General features: G+C 39.3%; 12 protein-coding genes. 4 read left to right on the plus strand and 8 right to left on the minus strand.

The window, feature by feature from the left end:
• Positions 1-114 precede the first annotated feature (114 nt).
• Positions 115-375 (plus strand): 30S ribosomal protein S20, encoded by a 261-nt coding sequence (rpsT, locus tag CIK00_RS07420; protein WP_045036056.1) that lies wholly within the window; start codon positions 115-117, stop codon positions 373-375.
• Positions 376-524: 149 nt separating this feature from the next.
• A complete protein-coding gene (locus CIK00_RS07425) occupies positions 525-1,175 on the plus strand; it encodes a DUF502 domain-containing protein (protein WP_101768263.1) in 651 nt (216 codons plus the stop codon).
• Between the two features lie 89 nt (positions 1,176-1,264).
• Here the strand turns inward: CIK00_RS07425 and nhaR are convergent, their stop codons facing one another.
• The 3 genes from nhaR to nhaA all read right to left on the minus strand — a co-directional run bounded on the left by nhaR (position 1,265) and on the right by nhaA (position 3,668).
• Complete coding sequence (gene nhaR, locus CIK00_RS07430) at positions 1,265-2,149, minus strand: transcriptional activator NhaR (protein WP_101768264.1); 885 nt, start codon at positions 2,147-2,149, stop codon at positions 1,265-1,267.
• A gap of 117 nt (positions 2,150-2,266) precedes the next feature.
• Positions 2,267-2,509, minus strand: coding sequence for a hypothetical protein (locus tag CIK00_RS07435; protein ID WP_101768265.1), 243 nt, complete (start codon positions 2,507-2,509; stop codon positions 2,267-2,269).
• A 1-nt stretch (position 2,510) separates the two neighbouring features.
• Positions 2,511-3,668 (minus strand): Na+/H+ antiporter NhaA, encoded by a 1,158-nt coding sequence (gene nhaA / locus CIK00_RS07440; protein ID WP_101768266.1) that lies wholly within the window; start codon positions 3,666-3,668, stop codon positions 2,511-2,513.
• 525 nt (positions 3,669-4,193) lie between these two features.
• Here nhaA and CIK00_RS07445 point away from each other — a divergent pair.
• Positions 4,194-5,336, plus strand: coding sequence for a Na/Pi symporter (locus CIK00_RS07445; RefSeq protein ID WP_101768267.1), 1,143 nt, complete (start codon positions 4,194-4,196; stop codon positions 5,334-5,336).
• Positions 5,337-5,458: 122 nt separating this feature from the next.
• Here CIK00_RS07445 and CIK00_RS07450 read toward each other — a convergent pair whose 3' ends face one another.
• From CIK00_RS07450 to rppH, 4 genes are all read right to left on the minus strand, one after another.
• Positions 5,459-6,310, minus strand: coding sequence for a thymidylate synthase (locus tag CIK00_RS07450; protein WP_101768268.1), 852 nt, complete (start codon positions 6,308-6,310; stop codon positions 5,459-5,461).
• 102 nt (positions 6,311-6,412) lie between these two features.
• Positions 6,413-7,216 (minus strand): sulfite exporter TauE/SafE family protein, encoded by an 804-nt coding sequence (locus CIK00_RS07455; RefSeq protein ID WP_101768269.1) that lies wholly within the window; start codon positions 7,214-7,216, stop codon positions 6,413-6,415.
• Positions 7,217-7,253: 37 nt separating this feature from the next.
• Positions 7,254-9,512, minus strand: coding sequence for a phosphoenolpyruvate--protein phosphotransferase (gene ptsP, locus CIK00_RS07460; protein WP_101768270.1), 2,259 nt, complete (start codon positions 9,510-9,512; stop codon positions 7,254-7,256).
• A gap of 44 nt (positions 9,513-9,556) precedes the next feature.
• Positions 9,557-10,081 (minus strand): RNA pyrophosphohydrolase, encoded by a 525-nt coding sequence (rppH, locus tag CIK00_RS07465; RefSeq protein ID WP_101768271.1) that lies wholly within the window; start codon positions 10,079-10,081, stop codon positions 9,557-9,559.
• A 730-nt stretch (positions 10,082-10,811) separates the two neighbouring features.
• Between rppH and mutH the strand changes: the two genes are divergently transcribed.
• On the plus strand, positions 10,812-11,492 hold the full coding sequence (mutH, locus tag CIK00_RS07470) for a DNA mismatch repair endonuclease MutH (RefSeq protein ID WP_101768272.1): 681 nt from the start codon (positions 10,812-10,814) through the stop codon (positions 11,490-11,492).
• Between the two features lie 23 nt (positions 11,493-11,515).
• On the opposite strand, the gene CIK00_RS07475 is transcribed toward mutH, so the two are convergent.
• Positions 11,516-12,859, minus strand: a complete 1,344-nt coding sequence (locus tag CIK00_RS07475; RefSeq protein WP_101768273.1) for a sigma-54-dependent transcriptional regulator — start codon at positions 12,857-12,859, stop codon at positions 11,516-11,518.
• Positions 12,860-12,978: the final 119 nt, after the last annotated feature.

Consider the following 12,978-nt stretch of genomic DNA (forward strand, 5'->3'; position numbering starts at 1 on the left):
GCCAACTAGATTGGTATGGCGGTTATTTGCACGAATCATTTGACAATGATTAAGATTAAGGGCATAGTCCTCGGCCTTAAATTGTCACCATACCAAGATTTGGGAGTTACACCCTTGGCAAATATCAAATCTGCTAAGAAACGTGCACTAACTTCAGAAAAACGTCGTCAGCATAACGCTAGCCGTCGTTCTATGATGCGCACTTTCTTCAAGAAAGTAATTATCGCTATTGAAGCTGGTAATAAAGAAGCTGCAACACTAGCTTACGCTGAAATGCAACCTGTTCTAGATCGCATGGCTACTAAAGGCCTGATCCATAAGAACAAAGCTGCACGTCATAAAGCTCGTCTAACAGCGAAAATCAAAGCTCTTTAATTTTAATTAATGAGTCTAGATTAAAAAAAACCGACCTTAGGGTCGGTTTTTTTATGTCTATTCATTGCCCATTGCCTATAAAACTAGCATTTCAATATTGAATATTGCTGATTTTATAACTGACTTTATTTTACATCTTCGAGCATAAAATGAAAAAAACGCTGTTACGCGGCTTGTTCAATGTCCTGCCGCTAGTATTAAGTATTTGGTTATTCTGGTCACTTTTTGAGTCATTAGATGAAGTCGGTAATTTTTTATTTGGTTTAGTTCACATTACCGAACTCTTTAAAGGTGCTGGTTTTTTACTCATTCTGATCTTATTGTTTGTTGCTGGGTTACTTTTTTCTGTTAGTCCTATCGCATGGCTCTATGATTTTGTTATTCGTCAGTTGATGCGATTTCCGTTTTTTAAGACGGTTTATAGCAGTATTAATGATATTGCCTCACTAATGAGTAGTGACAATAAAAATAAAAATCAGCAAACTGTGCTAGTGCATCAAGCTAATAATACTTACATCGTTGGCTTTATTATGGCTAACGAAACTCCAGAGCCACTATCAAACGCATTACCAGACGGAGATTGGGTTCCGGTACTATTTCCACTTAGCTATCAAATAGCAGGCATTACAACACTGGTAAAACGTGAAGACTTAACCATTGTTGATTGGTCATTTGAAGATGCAATGCGTTATAACTTAACCGCAGGCATTTCAGTTTCAGCCAAAGATAAAGAAGAGAAAGAGAAAGAGAAAGAGAAAGAGAAGCAAACAACAGATCACGCTACAAACGAACAAAAATAACTGAGCTGTAATATATAGAAACAACGATTAACGCCTTATTATTATTCTTTCCAGTTGAAAATGTATAAGGCGTTGATAAGTGATAAATATTAAAACAATGTACTAAAATCAGCTGCACAAATACGTTTCACAGCAGGGTGCATGATCATTCGTTCAGCAAAAATAACAAAATATTCATCACAAATATCCGTCACTCGTTTAACTTCATAAATACGACTATTACTGGTGAGCTCATCCGCATAAATAGATGGCGCGATAAACATCGACTTATGATAACAAGCAAAAGCCTTCATTAACGCCGCATCATCAAATTCACCTAATATATTTGGCGTAATGCCCTGCTGATCAAACCATTGATGCAATTTGCGTCCCATTGCAGAACGTCGACTGGGTACCAATAGCTTATAATCTTCAATACAAGCAGGAAAATCAGCATCAGATAAATCATCAGTGCAGAAAAAACTCATTGCAGATTCACCCAGCTTTTTACTGTATATACCGGGATTTTGAGTTGAGCTAACTGAACAGTCAGATAAGATCATATCCAATTTATGTTGTGATAGTTGCTCTAACAACATTTCATGGGTCGATTCAAAACAGCTTAATTGGATCCGTTGATCGCTAGGAATACCCTCTAACAACACTTGGCTCACTAACCGTTTTGACAACGCATCAGCAACCCCAACTTCAAATAATTGGTTATCTCGCTGAGTATAATTAATACGGTCGAGCATTTGATAGCTTAAATCAAACATCTTATCCGCATATTTAAACACTAATTGACCAAGCTCTGTTGGTTCAATATTACGGCCAACACGTTTAGTTAACTTACCTTTAAGACGATCTTCTAATGATCGAATCTGCCCCGTCACTGTTTGCGGAGTCAGAAATAATGCATCAGCCGCTTTCGTTACTGAGCCTTGCTTGCAGACCATCCAAAAATAATAAAGATGGTTATAATTTAAGTGAGACATTGCCGCTATTTAAATAAAAAAACCCAACGACAAAGCTTACGCTGTGCCACTGGGCTGTTCAATGTTTGACGATATAATTTATAGTAAAATCAAATCAAGATCGTCTTTAAGCTGTAATTAACGTTGCAGTCGTTCTAAGTTTCGCACTCGTTCGCCACCACGTTGTTCTAACGCACGTTGACGAAATGAGCTTTCTTGTACTGTCGTAGTATCAACGGTTGTTGCTTTAGCATCGTTAATACCTTGTAAATATGCTTGGCATACTTCAGAACTATCACCATTAATACATGCTTGGGAATTAACCGAGGCAAGACTAAACGGCGAAAATAAACATGCGATAACAACTAACAACGTTTTCATATTACACCTCTGATTTAGGTAATGTTTTACTTAACATGATGTAACCGACAATCGCGGCGACAGTAGAACCCAATAAGATTCCAAGTCGAGAGTAAGTCGCAAAGCTTTCATCAGCACCAACAAACGCCAGTGATGAGATGAAAATCGACATTGTAAAACCAATACCACATAACACCGATACGGCAAAAATATGTTTAAAGTTAATCCCATCAGGTAGTTTTGCAACACCTGTTTTAACTGCAAGAAAACAGGCAGTAAAGATACCAACAGGCTTACCAATAAATAATCCAGCAGCAATACCAACAGGTAACATTGACGATAAACTAGCCAGTGATACGCCTGTTAATGAAATACCCGCATTAGCAAATGCAAATAATGGCAAGATTAAGAATGCAACATAAGGATGTAATGCATGTTCAATCGTTTTAAGGGGTGAATGAGTATCTGTCCGACCATTTTTACCCGCTAATGGCACTGCAAAACCTAACACCACACCCGCTAATGTTGCATGAACACCTGATTGCAGCACGCTGAACCACAAAATAGCACCAACAATTAAGTATAATGGAATACTAGTGATGTTCTTCAGATTCATAACGATCAATGTCGCTGTCGAGATAAATGCCACGGCTAACGCAAGTGTTGATAAATCTGAGCTATAAAATAAAGCGATGATCACAATCACGCCTAAATCATCAATAATAGCCAATGCTAATAAGAAAACTTTTAAGCTTACTGGTACACGGCTACCCAATAGCGCCATAACACCTAACGCAAAAGCAATATCTGTTGCGGCTGGAATCGCCCAACCTTTAACGGCCATCGGATCGCCATAATTAAAGGCGGTATAAATTAGCGCTGGAGCAATCATGCCGCCAACAGCAGCAATCGCAGGGAAGATAGCTTTTTCTTTGGTATTAAGTGCACCTTCAATAAGTTCGCGCTTAACTTCTAATCCAATTAAGAAAAAGAAAATTGCCATTAAGCCATCATTGATCCAATGCGAGACTGATAATCCGCCGATATAGCTATGTAGCGTATCGGTATATAACGATGCCAATGGAGAGTTAGCAATAACCATTGCAATTAATGCTGCGATAATAAGAATAATACCGCCAGCTGATTCTAATTTAAGAAATTTACGAATAGCATCGGTCATTAACCGTTACTCCTTTAACTATATTATTCACGCGATCCAAGCACCCCTAACTTGTAGGTTAGCTAAATACTTAGTCGTCTCAATTAAATTTAGTGTAAACGTCAAACTTACAAACTGAAAAATCGTTTGTATGGATATAAATACTCGGTAAAACCGAAGAGTTATAGTTATAGCGCTACTATATCCGCACTATTTATTTGTCGTCATTCATTATATTTATACTAAAAATAAAATAAATCGCAAAACTTTACTTTTAATAAGCATATTTTTATAATTTTTAACGCTAAAAACAAAAAACATATAAAACTATTAAAAACCAATTAGAAACAATCTACTAGAGCGTATTAATGCAACCTGACATTGTATAATTTAATCGGTTGCCCTCTCATTTTCCTGACAAACCCCAAACAAATATCCATTTATGACACTCAGTGTAATATTTCTGAAATATAACCAAACTACTATTCACGCAGATTTCAACAAAATGACACCCAAACGACATATTCCTGTCATGGAGAAATGATTATGACAACCCAAGCCACTACTGCTGCATCGAAGTTCAGCTCTATGCGTTGGGTCCGCTGGGGCACCCTAGCGTTCATGCTATATTTGTTACTCGTTGCTGTATCTATGGTCAGCGGCGGTTTTAAATGGTCTGTCGGCGAGCAAGCAAAAACATTATTTGAATTTGCATCTCACCCTGTTGCAGGCTTAATGGTTGGTCTTATCGCAACGGCACTGATTCAATCATCAAGTACCGTTACCTCAATTATCGTGGGTCTTGTGGCAGGTGGTTTACCTGTAGAAACTGCAATCCCAATGGTAATGGGTGCGAATATTGGTACAACACTGACCAATACTTTAGTCAGTTTAGGTCATGCTCGTTGTAAAGAAGAATTCCGTCGTGCGTTTGCAAGTGCAACAGTACATGACTTCTTTAACTTATTAGCTGTTGCCATTTTCCTACCATTAGAAATGATGTTTGGTATCCTTGATAAATTATCAGGTTGGTTAGTCTCGCCATTCTTAAAGGCGGGTAATATGAGCATGAACGGCATGGATTTCATGAAGCCGTTAACACAACCAGCCATTGAATTAGTAAAAGGACCACTAGAAACACTCGGACAAAACGGGGGTTTTATACTCATTGGATTAGGCATTGCACTGATTTTCATCTCGATCACTTTAATGGGTCGACTCATGCGAGGCCTAATGGTTGGTCGTGCTCGTGATATTCTAAAGAGTGCTATCGGTCGTGGTCCATTACATGGTATTGCATCAGGTACAGCAGTAACGATTCTAGTACAGTCATCATCAACAACAACAAGTTTGATGGTACCGCTAGTGGGTACAGGTGTATTAACCGTACGTGAGGTTTATCCATTTACATTAGGCGCAAACATCGGTACTTGTATCACTGCACTACTAGCAGCAACCGCAGTATCAGGTGATCATGCCGTGTTTGCACTACAGATCGCACTGGTGCACTTCTGCTTTAACGTGTTAGCGACAGTATTGATTTACGGCGTACCGTTCTTACGTGAAATTCCACTTAAGTGCGCGTTCTTCCTTAGCGATTTAGCAACGAAGAATAAAGCTGCTGTTGCGGGTTACCTTGGCCTAGTATTCATTGCTATCCCTGGTTCAATCCTAGCGTTTACAGCTTAATCGCTACGCTTCGTTAAATAAAAGCGCAGTAAAATAAAAAGCCCCACACAAGCAATTGTGCGGGGCTTTTTGTTATCTCTTATTTACCATCAATCCGTTACGTTGATCACACTAGGTAATTGTTATACTGAAAAGGGGTATTGGATTGGCGCGTGATGCTCATAACCAACCACTTCAAAATCATCTAAGGTTACCCATGTTTCTAAATCTTCTAATGAGGTGATCTTAGGATTAATAATCAATTGAGGCGATGCAAATGGCGTACGCGTTAATTGCTCATCACGCATTAATGGCAATTGATCTTCGTAAATATGGGCATTAATAATTTTATGGTAAGCCTGACCGGGTTTGTTACCCGTAATTTGCGCCATTAACGCCAACAAGGTAAACACTTGTACTTGGTTGAAATTAAGTCCTAATGGCACATCACAAGAACGTTGAGCACTGGTGAGATACAAAGTATCCCCTAATAGTGAAAACGTATGAGTGTGCATACATGGACGTAAACAACCCATATCAAACTCACCTGGATTATAAAACGTCAGAATTTCACCACGATCATCAATACCTTTGGTTAAATCATCAACAATCTTTTTTAGTTGATCGATAACTGTACCATCGGCTTTTTGCCAGCGACGACCTTGAACGCCATAAACGCGCCCCATATCATCTTCGCCTTTACGGTACGGATTATTAAGCCATGCTTGGTTATCATTGGCATTGGCATTCCACGTATTACAGCCAATGGCACGAAACTGAGCGGCATTGTCGTAACCACGTAGGTAACCTAACAATTCCGCAATCGCAGCTTTCCAAAAACTTTTACGGGTAGTAATTAAAGGAAACTGATTATTAGCAACATCATAGGTTAAATCAGCATTAATCACTGTCAGGCAACGTTTGCCAGTTCGTTCATTTTCAATCCACACACCGTCATCAACGATCCGCTGACACAACGCCAAGTACTGTTTCATTTGTCCTACCCGTTAAATTAATGACGCCCAGCAAAAGCTAGGCGTCTAAAAGTCGTTACTCTTAATTCTATCAGAAGATAGCCCACTTAAATCTAGTCGATATCAACTCAAGAACATTTTAAGACTGATAATAAGTAGTAGTACCGCAAACAGCTTTTTAAGCGTCGCGGTAGGTAAACGCGTCACCAATGCAGCCCCATAGCGAGTGGTGATCATTGAGGTCGCAGCAATACCCACTAATGCAGGTAAATAAACATAACCCACACTATAAGCAGGTAAATTCGCGCTACCCACACCCGCAAAAATAAAGCCAATCATGCCTGAAATAGCAATCAGAAAACCGACTAACGATGCCGAACCAATTGCTCGACGCATTTCAACACCAAAATAACTCAAATACGGTACCGTTAATGAGCCACCGCCAATACCCGCTAAACTTGATAATAATCCAATCACACCACCACCAACAGCGGATGCCAATGCACTAGGCAATGGTCGAGAATGCGTGACGCGGAGTGATAACATCATTTGTAATGCTAATAACAACACAATCACCGCAAACACTTTTGGCAAATATTGCGCAGGTACTAATTCAGCCACCACACTGCCACTTAACCCACCAATAATAATCCCTGGTGCTAATACTTTAACCACTGATAAATCGACATTGCCTAATCTAAAATGATTACGAGCAGAAGCCATTGCCGTCATAACAATACTGGCTAACGAAGTCGCTAACGCAATATGCATTAACATTGATGGCTCAATACCCACTTGGGGTAACAACCACACCAAAGTAGGCACAACTAATAAACCACCGCCGATTCCAAGTAATCCAGCTAATAAACCCACTACCGAGCCTAAAATTAAGCACATTGAAAACAGCCACATGACACTTTCATGCATGATAATTACCCATTATTTCTTTCACAATAAACCACCATTATTTATTACCTGCACGAATAAAACCGCCGAGCTGATGTTGTTCAATAAACCGAGTCGTTAGCTTACGTACATCATCAGCAATATCGACGTGCAGTACTTGAGTGGCTAATGATGTCATATCCACGCTATCAATATGACGTAAAATATATTTAATTTTAGCGACATTACGCGCGTTCATGCTTAACGACCGATACCCCATCCCAACGAGCAACAAAGCACCAACAGGATCACCAGCTAATTCTCCACACACACACACGGGTAATTGGTATTTTTTAGCACTATCAACAATGTGCTTTAACGCATGTAAAACAGCAGGATGCAATGCATCATAAACATTAGCAACCCGCGCATTATTACGATCAACGGCTAATAAATATTGGGTTAAATCATTACTACCAACAGAGATAAAATCTACCCGTCCGACTAAAGCATGCAGTTGATATAACATTGACGGCACTTCAATCATGATCCCAAGTCGGGGCTTATGCAGTTGTTGTCCTGCCGCTAATGCTGTTTGAGCCACATCAGTATACGCCCGCTCAATAATGGCTTTGGCATCATCGAGCTCATTAATCCCCGAGATCATCGGTAATAAAATATCCATATTATTCAAGCCAATACTTGCACGTAACATTGCCCGCACTTGAATCATAAATATTTCAGGATGATCAAGCGTAAACCGAATCCCTCGCCAACCAAGAAAAGGGTTATCTTCTTCGATCGACAAATAAGGTAGGGGTTTATCGCCACCAATATCTAATGTTCGCATCACTACAGGTTGATCGGGATAAGTATGTAAAATAGTGCGGTATTGGTTAATTTGTTCTTCTTCTGAAGGAAAACTACGTTGGAGTAAAAAGGGGACTTCAGTACGATAAAGACCAACACCATCAATGCCCTTATTTAACGCAAAATGTGAATCAGCGCTTAATCCGGCATTAATATGTACCATAATTCGTTGTTGATCCTTGGTCACTGCACGGTGTTGTTGATCACACTCGACGATCTTTTCAAGCTCATCATCTTCACGCAGTAAACGTCGATATTCCGCTAATACATGACGATTCGGATTAACTAATAAATCACCACGATAGCCATCAACGACAACCAGATTGTTATGCACCGTATGCGGCGTAAAATCTACGCCCATAATGGTAGGAATACCTAATGCTCGCGATAAAATAGCGGCGTGAGAGTTAGCCGCACCGTCTTGTGCAACCACCGCAGCCAGTTTTCCTGCGGGCACAGTGGCAATCATCGCAGCAGTTAACTCTCGAGTTAACAAGACAATCGGTTCATCCCATTGCTGTTCATTAGGCTTATCATCACATAAAAAATACAACAGCCGTTGCCCTAACTCCCGTATATCACGCGCACGCTCTTTAAGGTAAAGATCTTTCATGTTGGCAAAGCGATTAGAATACGTTTCAACCACTTGTCGCACTGCCCACTCTGCTTGATCACCATCATCAATATGTGCTTTAAGATCAGTACGTAGTAACGGATCATTCAGTAAATGGCTAAATAAATCAAAAATAGCGAGGGTTTCTTTTTGTAAGTCACTATCAAACCGTTTTCGCAATCGCCGAAATTCTTTACCCGCTGAATCTATTGCTATTGTTAACCGTTCTTGCTCTGCATTGATATTCAAACATGATGCTGGCGCAACATGCTCTAATAAAGGTTGGGTATCATCCCACCACGCTTTTGCAATCGCGACCCCACTTGATGCCGCAGACCCAGTTAAATGAAGCCGATTACCTTTCTCAAACCACATTCCTTGTGCTTTAGCGTGCGCTAGAATGCCCGCCAACTGAGCCGCTAGCGTAACTAAAAAAGATTCTTCACTTTCCGTAAATTCACGTTGTTCGCGTTGCTGGACAACGATAACGCCGAGGACTTGGCGTTGATGAATAATGGGAGTACCAAAAAAGGATCGAAAAGATTCCTCTCCGATTCCTGGAAGGTGTTTAAAATGAGGGTGTACTCGAGCATCGGCAACATTTAATGGCTCGGCTCGTTGACCCACTAACCCGACTAACCCTTGATTAAAGCGCAAACTGATACGTCGCCGAGATTTATTCAACCCTTGTGTTGCCATTAAGGTATAAATCTGACGCTGATGATCAGCAATGTACACCGAACAACAATCGGTTTTCATTACCTGAGTAGTATTTGATACCAATTGATCCAATGCATCGATCAATGAGTGAGCGCTGACAACCTTGTCAACAATTTCTCTTAGCTTTGTCAGCATAACGAGCCTTTAATTGTTCCCTGTGAGCCAATAACCTCTATTTGCTAGCTGCGCTTATTTTTAATGCGCTTAAATTTACGTTCTTTCCATTCTTTAAATGGCATAGCAACAGCGGCAAACTCCTTCAATGCTCGACGATATACGTCACGCTTAAAAGAGACTACTTGCCTTACTGGGTACCAATAACTTACCCAACGCCAACCATCAAACTCAGGTGTTACACTACGCTGCATATTGACCTTGGACTCATCGCATTCCAAACTCAGCAAAAACCATTTTTGCTTTTGACCGATACAGACAGGTTTTGAATCCCACCGCACAAGACGTTTAGGTAATTTATAACGTAACCAATGACGGCTTGACGCAATAATCCTGACATCTTTTTTGGTTAATCCTACTTCTTCATACAATTCACGGTACATAGCTTGTTCAGGGGTTTCACCTTCATCAATGCCACCTTGCGGAAATTGCCAAGAATGTTGTCCATATCGTCGAGCCCAAAATACCTGGCCATGGCCATTGCAGATAACGATCCCTACATTAGGGCGGTATCCATCGCCATCAATCACTGGACGACCTCAAGTATAAATATCTATTAATAGTGATTTTTTCATAGTAGACGTGATCGGTAAACAAACATTCATCAATATCGATGCGTTTTACCTAATTTAAACGGTATTATGGATAACTTTGCACACAGACTACTTTACAGGCAATCAAATGAGACATATCCCACATTTATTCACTCTTTCTGTGGATAGATTTGTGCAGAAACCTAAAAAAAACCGTTTTAAGCAATAAACAACGTATCAAAAACCAATAACACCAACCACGATAAATTTATTTTTTTTATTTTAAAACATAAGCATACAACAAAAAACGCACTATAATAAATTAAAATAAAGACAACTTTCACATCACTAAAAAACGATCGATTAAATATCAATCAATAATGGCTTTTCCCGTAATATTACCACCACAATATAGATTAACATAACATCACAATGGTTGCTTTTACAACAAAATACTGTGTATGCATCCAGTGATATTAAAATAAAATATTTTCAAAAAAAAAGCTGTGGATATCTTTTTATTCTAGTATTAGCCTTAAATAACAACGATAAATTAACGATTATTAAATCATCACAAATGTAATCTCATTCAAAAAAATAAAAAAGATCAATCTTAATCACGGCTCACCAATAGCGATCAACATCGATCCTTACACACGATATCATTTGAATATGATAATATTCTCTACGGTTAAATATTCGATATAACTTACTATTACGACCTATTATGAACATAAAAACCACGCAACCAACACCAAAAACAGAAGCAGAATTACTCTATCGAGCTCACCAATTAGCAGGTATGACATTAGGTGAGTTAGCCGCAATAGCTGGCATCATTCCCCCTCCCGATCTTAAGCGCGATAAAGGTTGGGTTGGTCAATTATTAGAATGGCACCTAGGCGCGACAGCGGGTAGTAAACCCATTCCCGATTTTATTGAGCTTGGCATTGAACTCAAAACTATACCGATCAGCTATCAGGGAAAACCACTCGAAACAACATTTGTTTGTGTCGCCCCGTTGATTGGAGTTCAAGGCTTACAATGGCGCAGTAGTCATATCAGGCAAAAACTGGCGCGAGTATTATGGGTACCCGTAGAAGGAGAACGAGATATTCCGCTTGAAGATCGCCATGTTGGTTCAGCGTTACTCTGGAGTCCCAATGCCGAAGAAGAGGCACAATTACAGCAAGACTGGGAAGAATTAATGGATATGATCGTATTAGGGCAAGTAGAAACTATCACTGGACGTCATGGTGAAGTGCTGCAATTACGTCCAAAAGCCGCGAACAGTAAAGTACTCACTGAAGCTTATGGTGCCAATGGTCAGCCAATTAAAACCTTACCGCGTGGTTTCTACTTAAAAAAACAATTTACCTCGCAATTGTTGCAACGACACTTTATTTAGTCATAAAAAAACCATCCAATTAATCATGCATGACTTTGACGAAAACAACGAGATGGTGGAATTAACTCATGCTTATTTAATAACCGATACATTGTTGCCCGTGAGACACCCAATTCACGTGCAGCCGCTGATATTTGACCTTTATTATTCTCTAACACCGTCAATAATGCATTACGTTCAGATTCTTCACGTACTTTTTTCAAACTTAATTTATCATCAATCAAACGTGGAATATCTAATTGATCCGCTTCAATACATTTATTTTCAGCAAGAAGTACTGCCCGTTTAATTTGACAAATTAGCTCTTGCACATTGCCAGGCCATGGATACTGCAATAACATCGATTGCGCTTGTTCTGATAAATATTTGGCAACGCTATTATATTGGCGGGCATATTTTAATAATAAAAATTCAGCTAAAAAAATAATATCATTACTACGCTCACGCAACGGGGGGACGGTGATAGAAACCACATTTAAGCGGAAATATAATTCACGTCGTAACGTTGTTAATGTCACCAGATGCTCAGGCGAATGATGGGTTAAAGAGATAACACGCATATCAACAGAAAGAGTATTACCATCAGTATCACAATAACGCCCATCCGCTAACACTTGGTACAGAGATTGCTGGCAAGCATCTGTTAGTAATGTAAATTCTTCTAGTACTAATACACCATTATTCGCAGCTTCAAAAATACTTTGCGTACCATTATCGGTATCAATCATCCAATCAGCTGTCATGGTTTCACAATTAACCCGTATTACCTGTTGCTTAGCACGTGCTGATGCTTTAAAAATAGCATCCGCCACTAATATTTTCCCCGTACCTATTTCACCACTGATAACAACTGAAACATCACTTAATGCAATTCGCTTAACTTGATCACGCAATTTTTTCATGACTGCAGTTGAACCTTGCAAACCTTGTTGACCAAAATTACCTAGTTGTGGCCACACTTGACGCTCTAAATTAAGCATTCCAATCTGATGGCCTATTGTTTGCAGTAATTGCTCGGGTGGAATAGGAACCGAAAAATAATCAAGACAAAAGTTAACAATAAATTGACCTATTGCTTCATTAACAAGTTGCTCATCACGTACAATCGCAATCCAACGTACTTGTTTATTACGATTTACCATTACCGAAAAACCATGAATACTAAAATCATCATGGCTAAGATCGACCACACCGATACAAGGGCCAATTTCTAATAATAATGTTTCTGCCGTCCGTAAATCGTAACAACGATGACATAACCAACCTGCACATTCTATTGCGGGCAGCCAATTTTGATTACTACCACCAAAAACAACTAAGTTATTAGAGATAACTACCTTAGGTTTTTTTACCGTCCCGATTGTCATTCACCCCTCCATTAATAAAGCAATTATATATTTAGTGACATTTAACAACTGTTTTATTAATAATATACGAACAAATGCAACTTGTTTAGTATAATGTGATTTAGCTAATATAATATATT

It is taken from the genome of Photobacterium carnosum (assembly GCF_002849605.1).
GTDB lineage: Bacteria > Pseudomonadota > Gammaproteobacteria > Enterobacterales > Vibrionaceae > Photobacterium > Photobacterium carnosum.

Excerpts from the sequence above, each read along its gene's own strand:
- CIK00_RS07475 (WP_101768273.1), bottom strand. The coding sequence starts at position 12,859 with ATGACAATCGGGACGGTAAAAAAACCTAAGGTAGTTATCTCTAATAAC.
- CIK00_RS07425 (WP_101768263.1), top strand. The coding sequence starts at position 525 with ATGAAAAAAACGCTGTTACGCGGCTTGTTCAATGTCCTGCCGCTAGTA.
- CIK00_RS07435 (WP_101768265.1), bottom strand. The coding sequence starts at position 2,509 with ATGAAAACGTTGTTAGTTGTTATCGCATGTTTATTTTCGCCGTTTAGT.
- nhaR (WP_101768264.1), bottom strand. The coding sequence starts at position 2,149 with ATGTCTCACTTAAATTATAACCATCTTTATTATTTTTGGATGGTCTGC.
- nhaA (WP_101768266.1), bottom strand. The coding sequence starts at position 3,668 with ATGACCGATGCTATTCGTAAATTTCTTAAATTAGAATCAGCTGGCGGT.
- ptsP (WP_101768270.1), bottom strand. The coding sequence starts at position 9,512 with ATGCTGACAAAGCTAAGAGAAATTGTTGACAAGGTTGTCAGCGCTCAC.
- mutH (WP_101768272.1), top strand. The coding sequence starts at position 10,812 with ATGAACATAAAAACCACGCAACCAACACCAAAAACAGAAGCAGAATTA.
- CIK00_RS07450 (WP_101768268.1), bottom strand. The coding sequence starts at position 6,310 with ATGAAACAGTACTTGGCGTTGTGTCAGCGGATCGTTGATGACGGTGTG.
- CIK00_RS07445 (WP_101768267.1), top strand. The coding sequence starts at position 4,194 with ATGACAACCCAAGCCACTACTGCTGCATCGAAGTTCAGCTCTATGCGT.
- CIK00_RS07455 (WP_101768269.1), bottom strand. The coding sequence starts at position 7,216 with ATGCATGAAAGTGTCATGTGGCTGTTTTCAATGTGCTTAATTTTAGGC.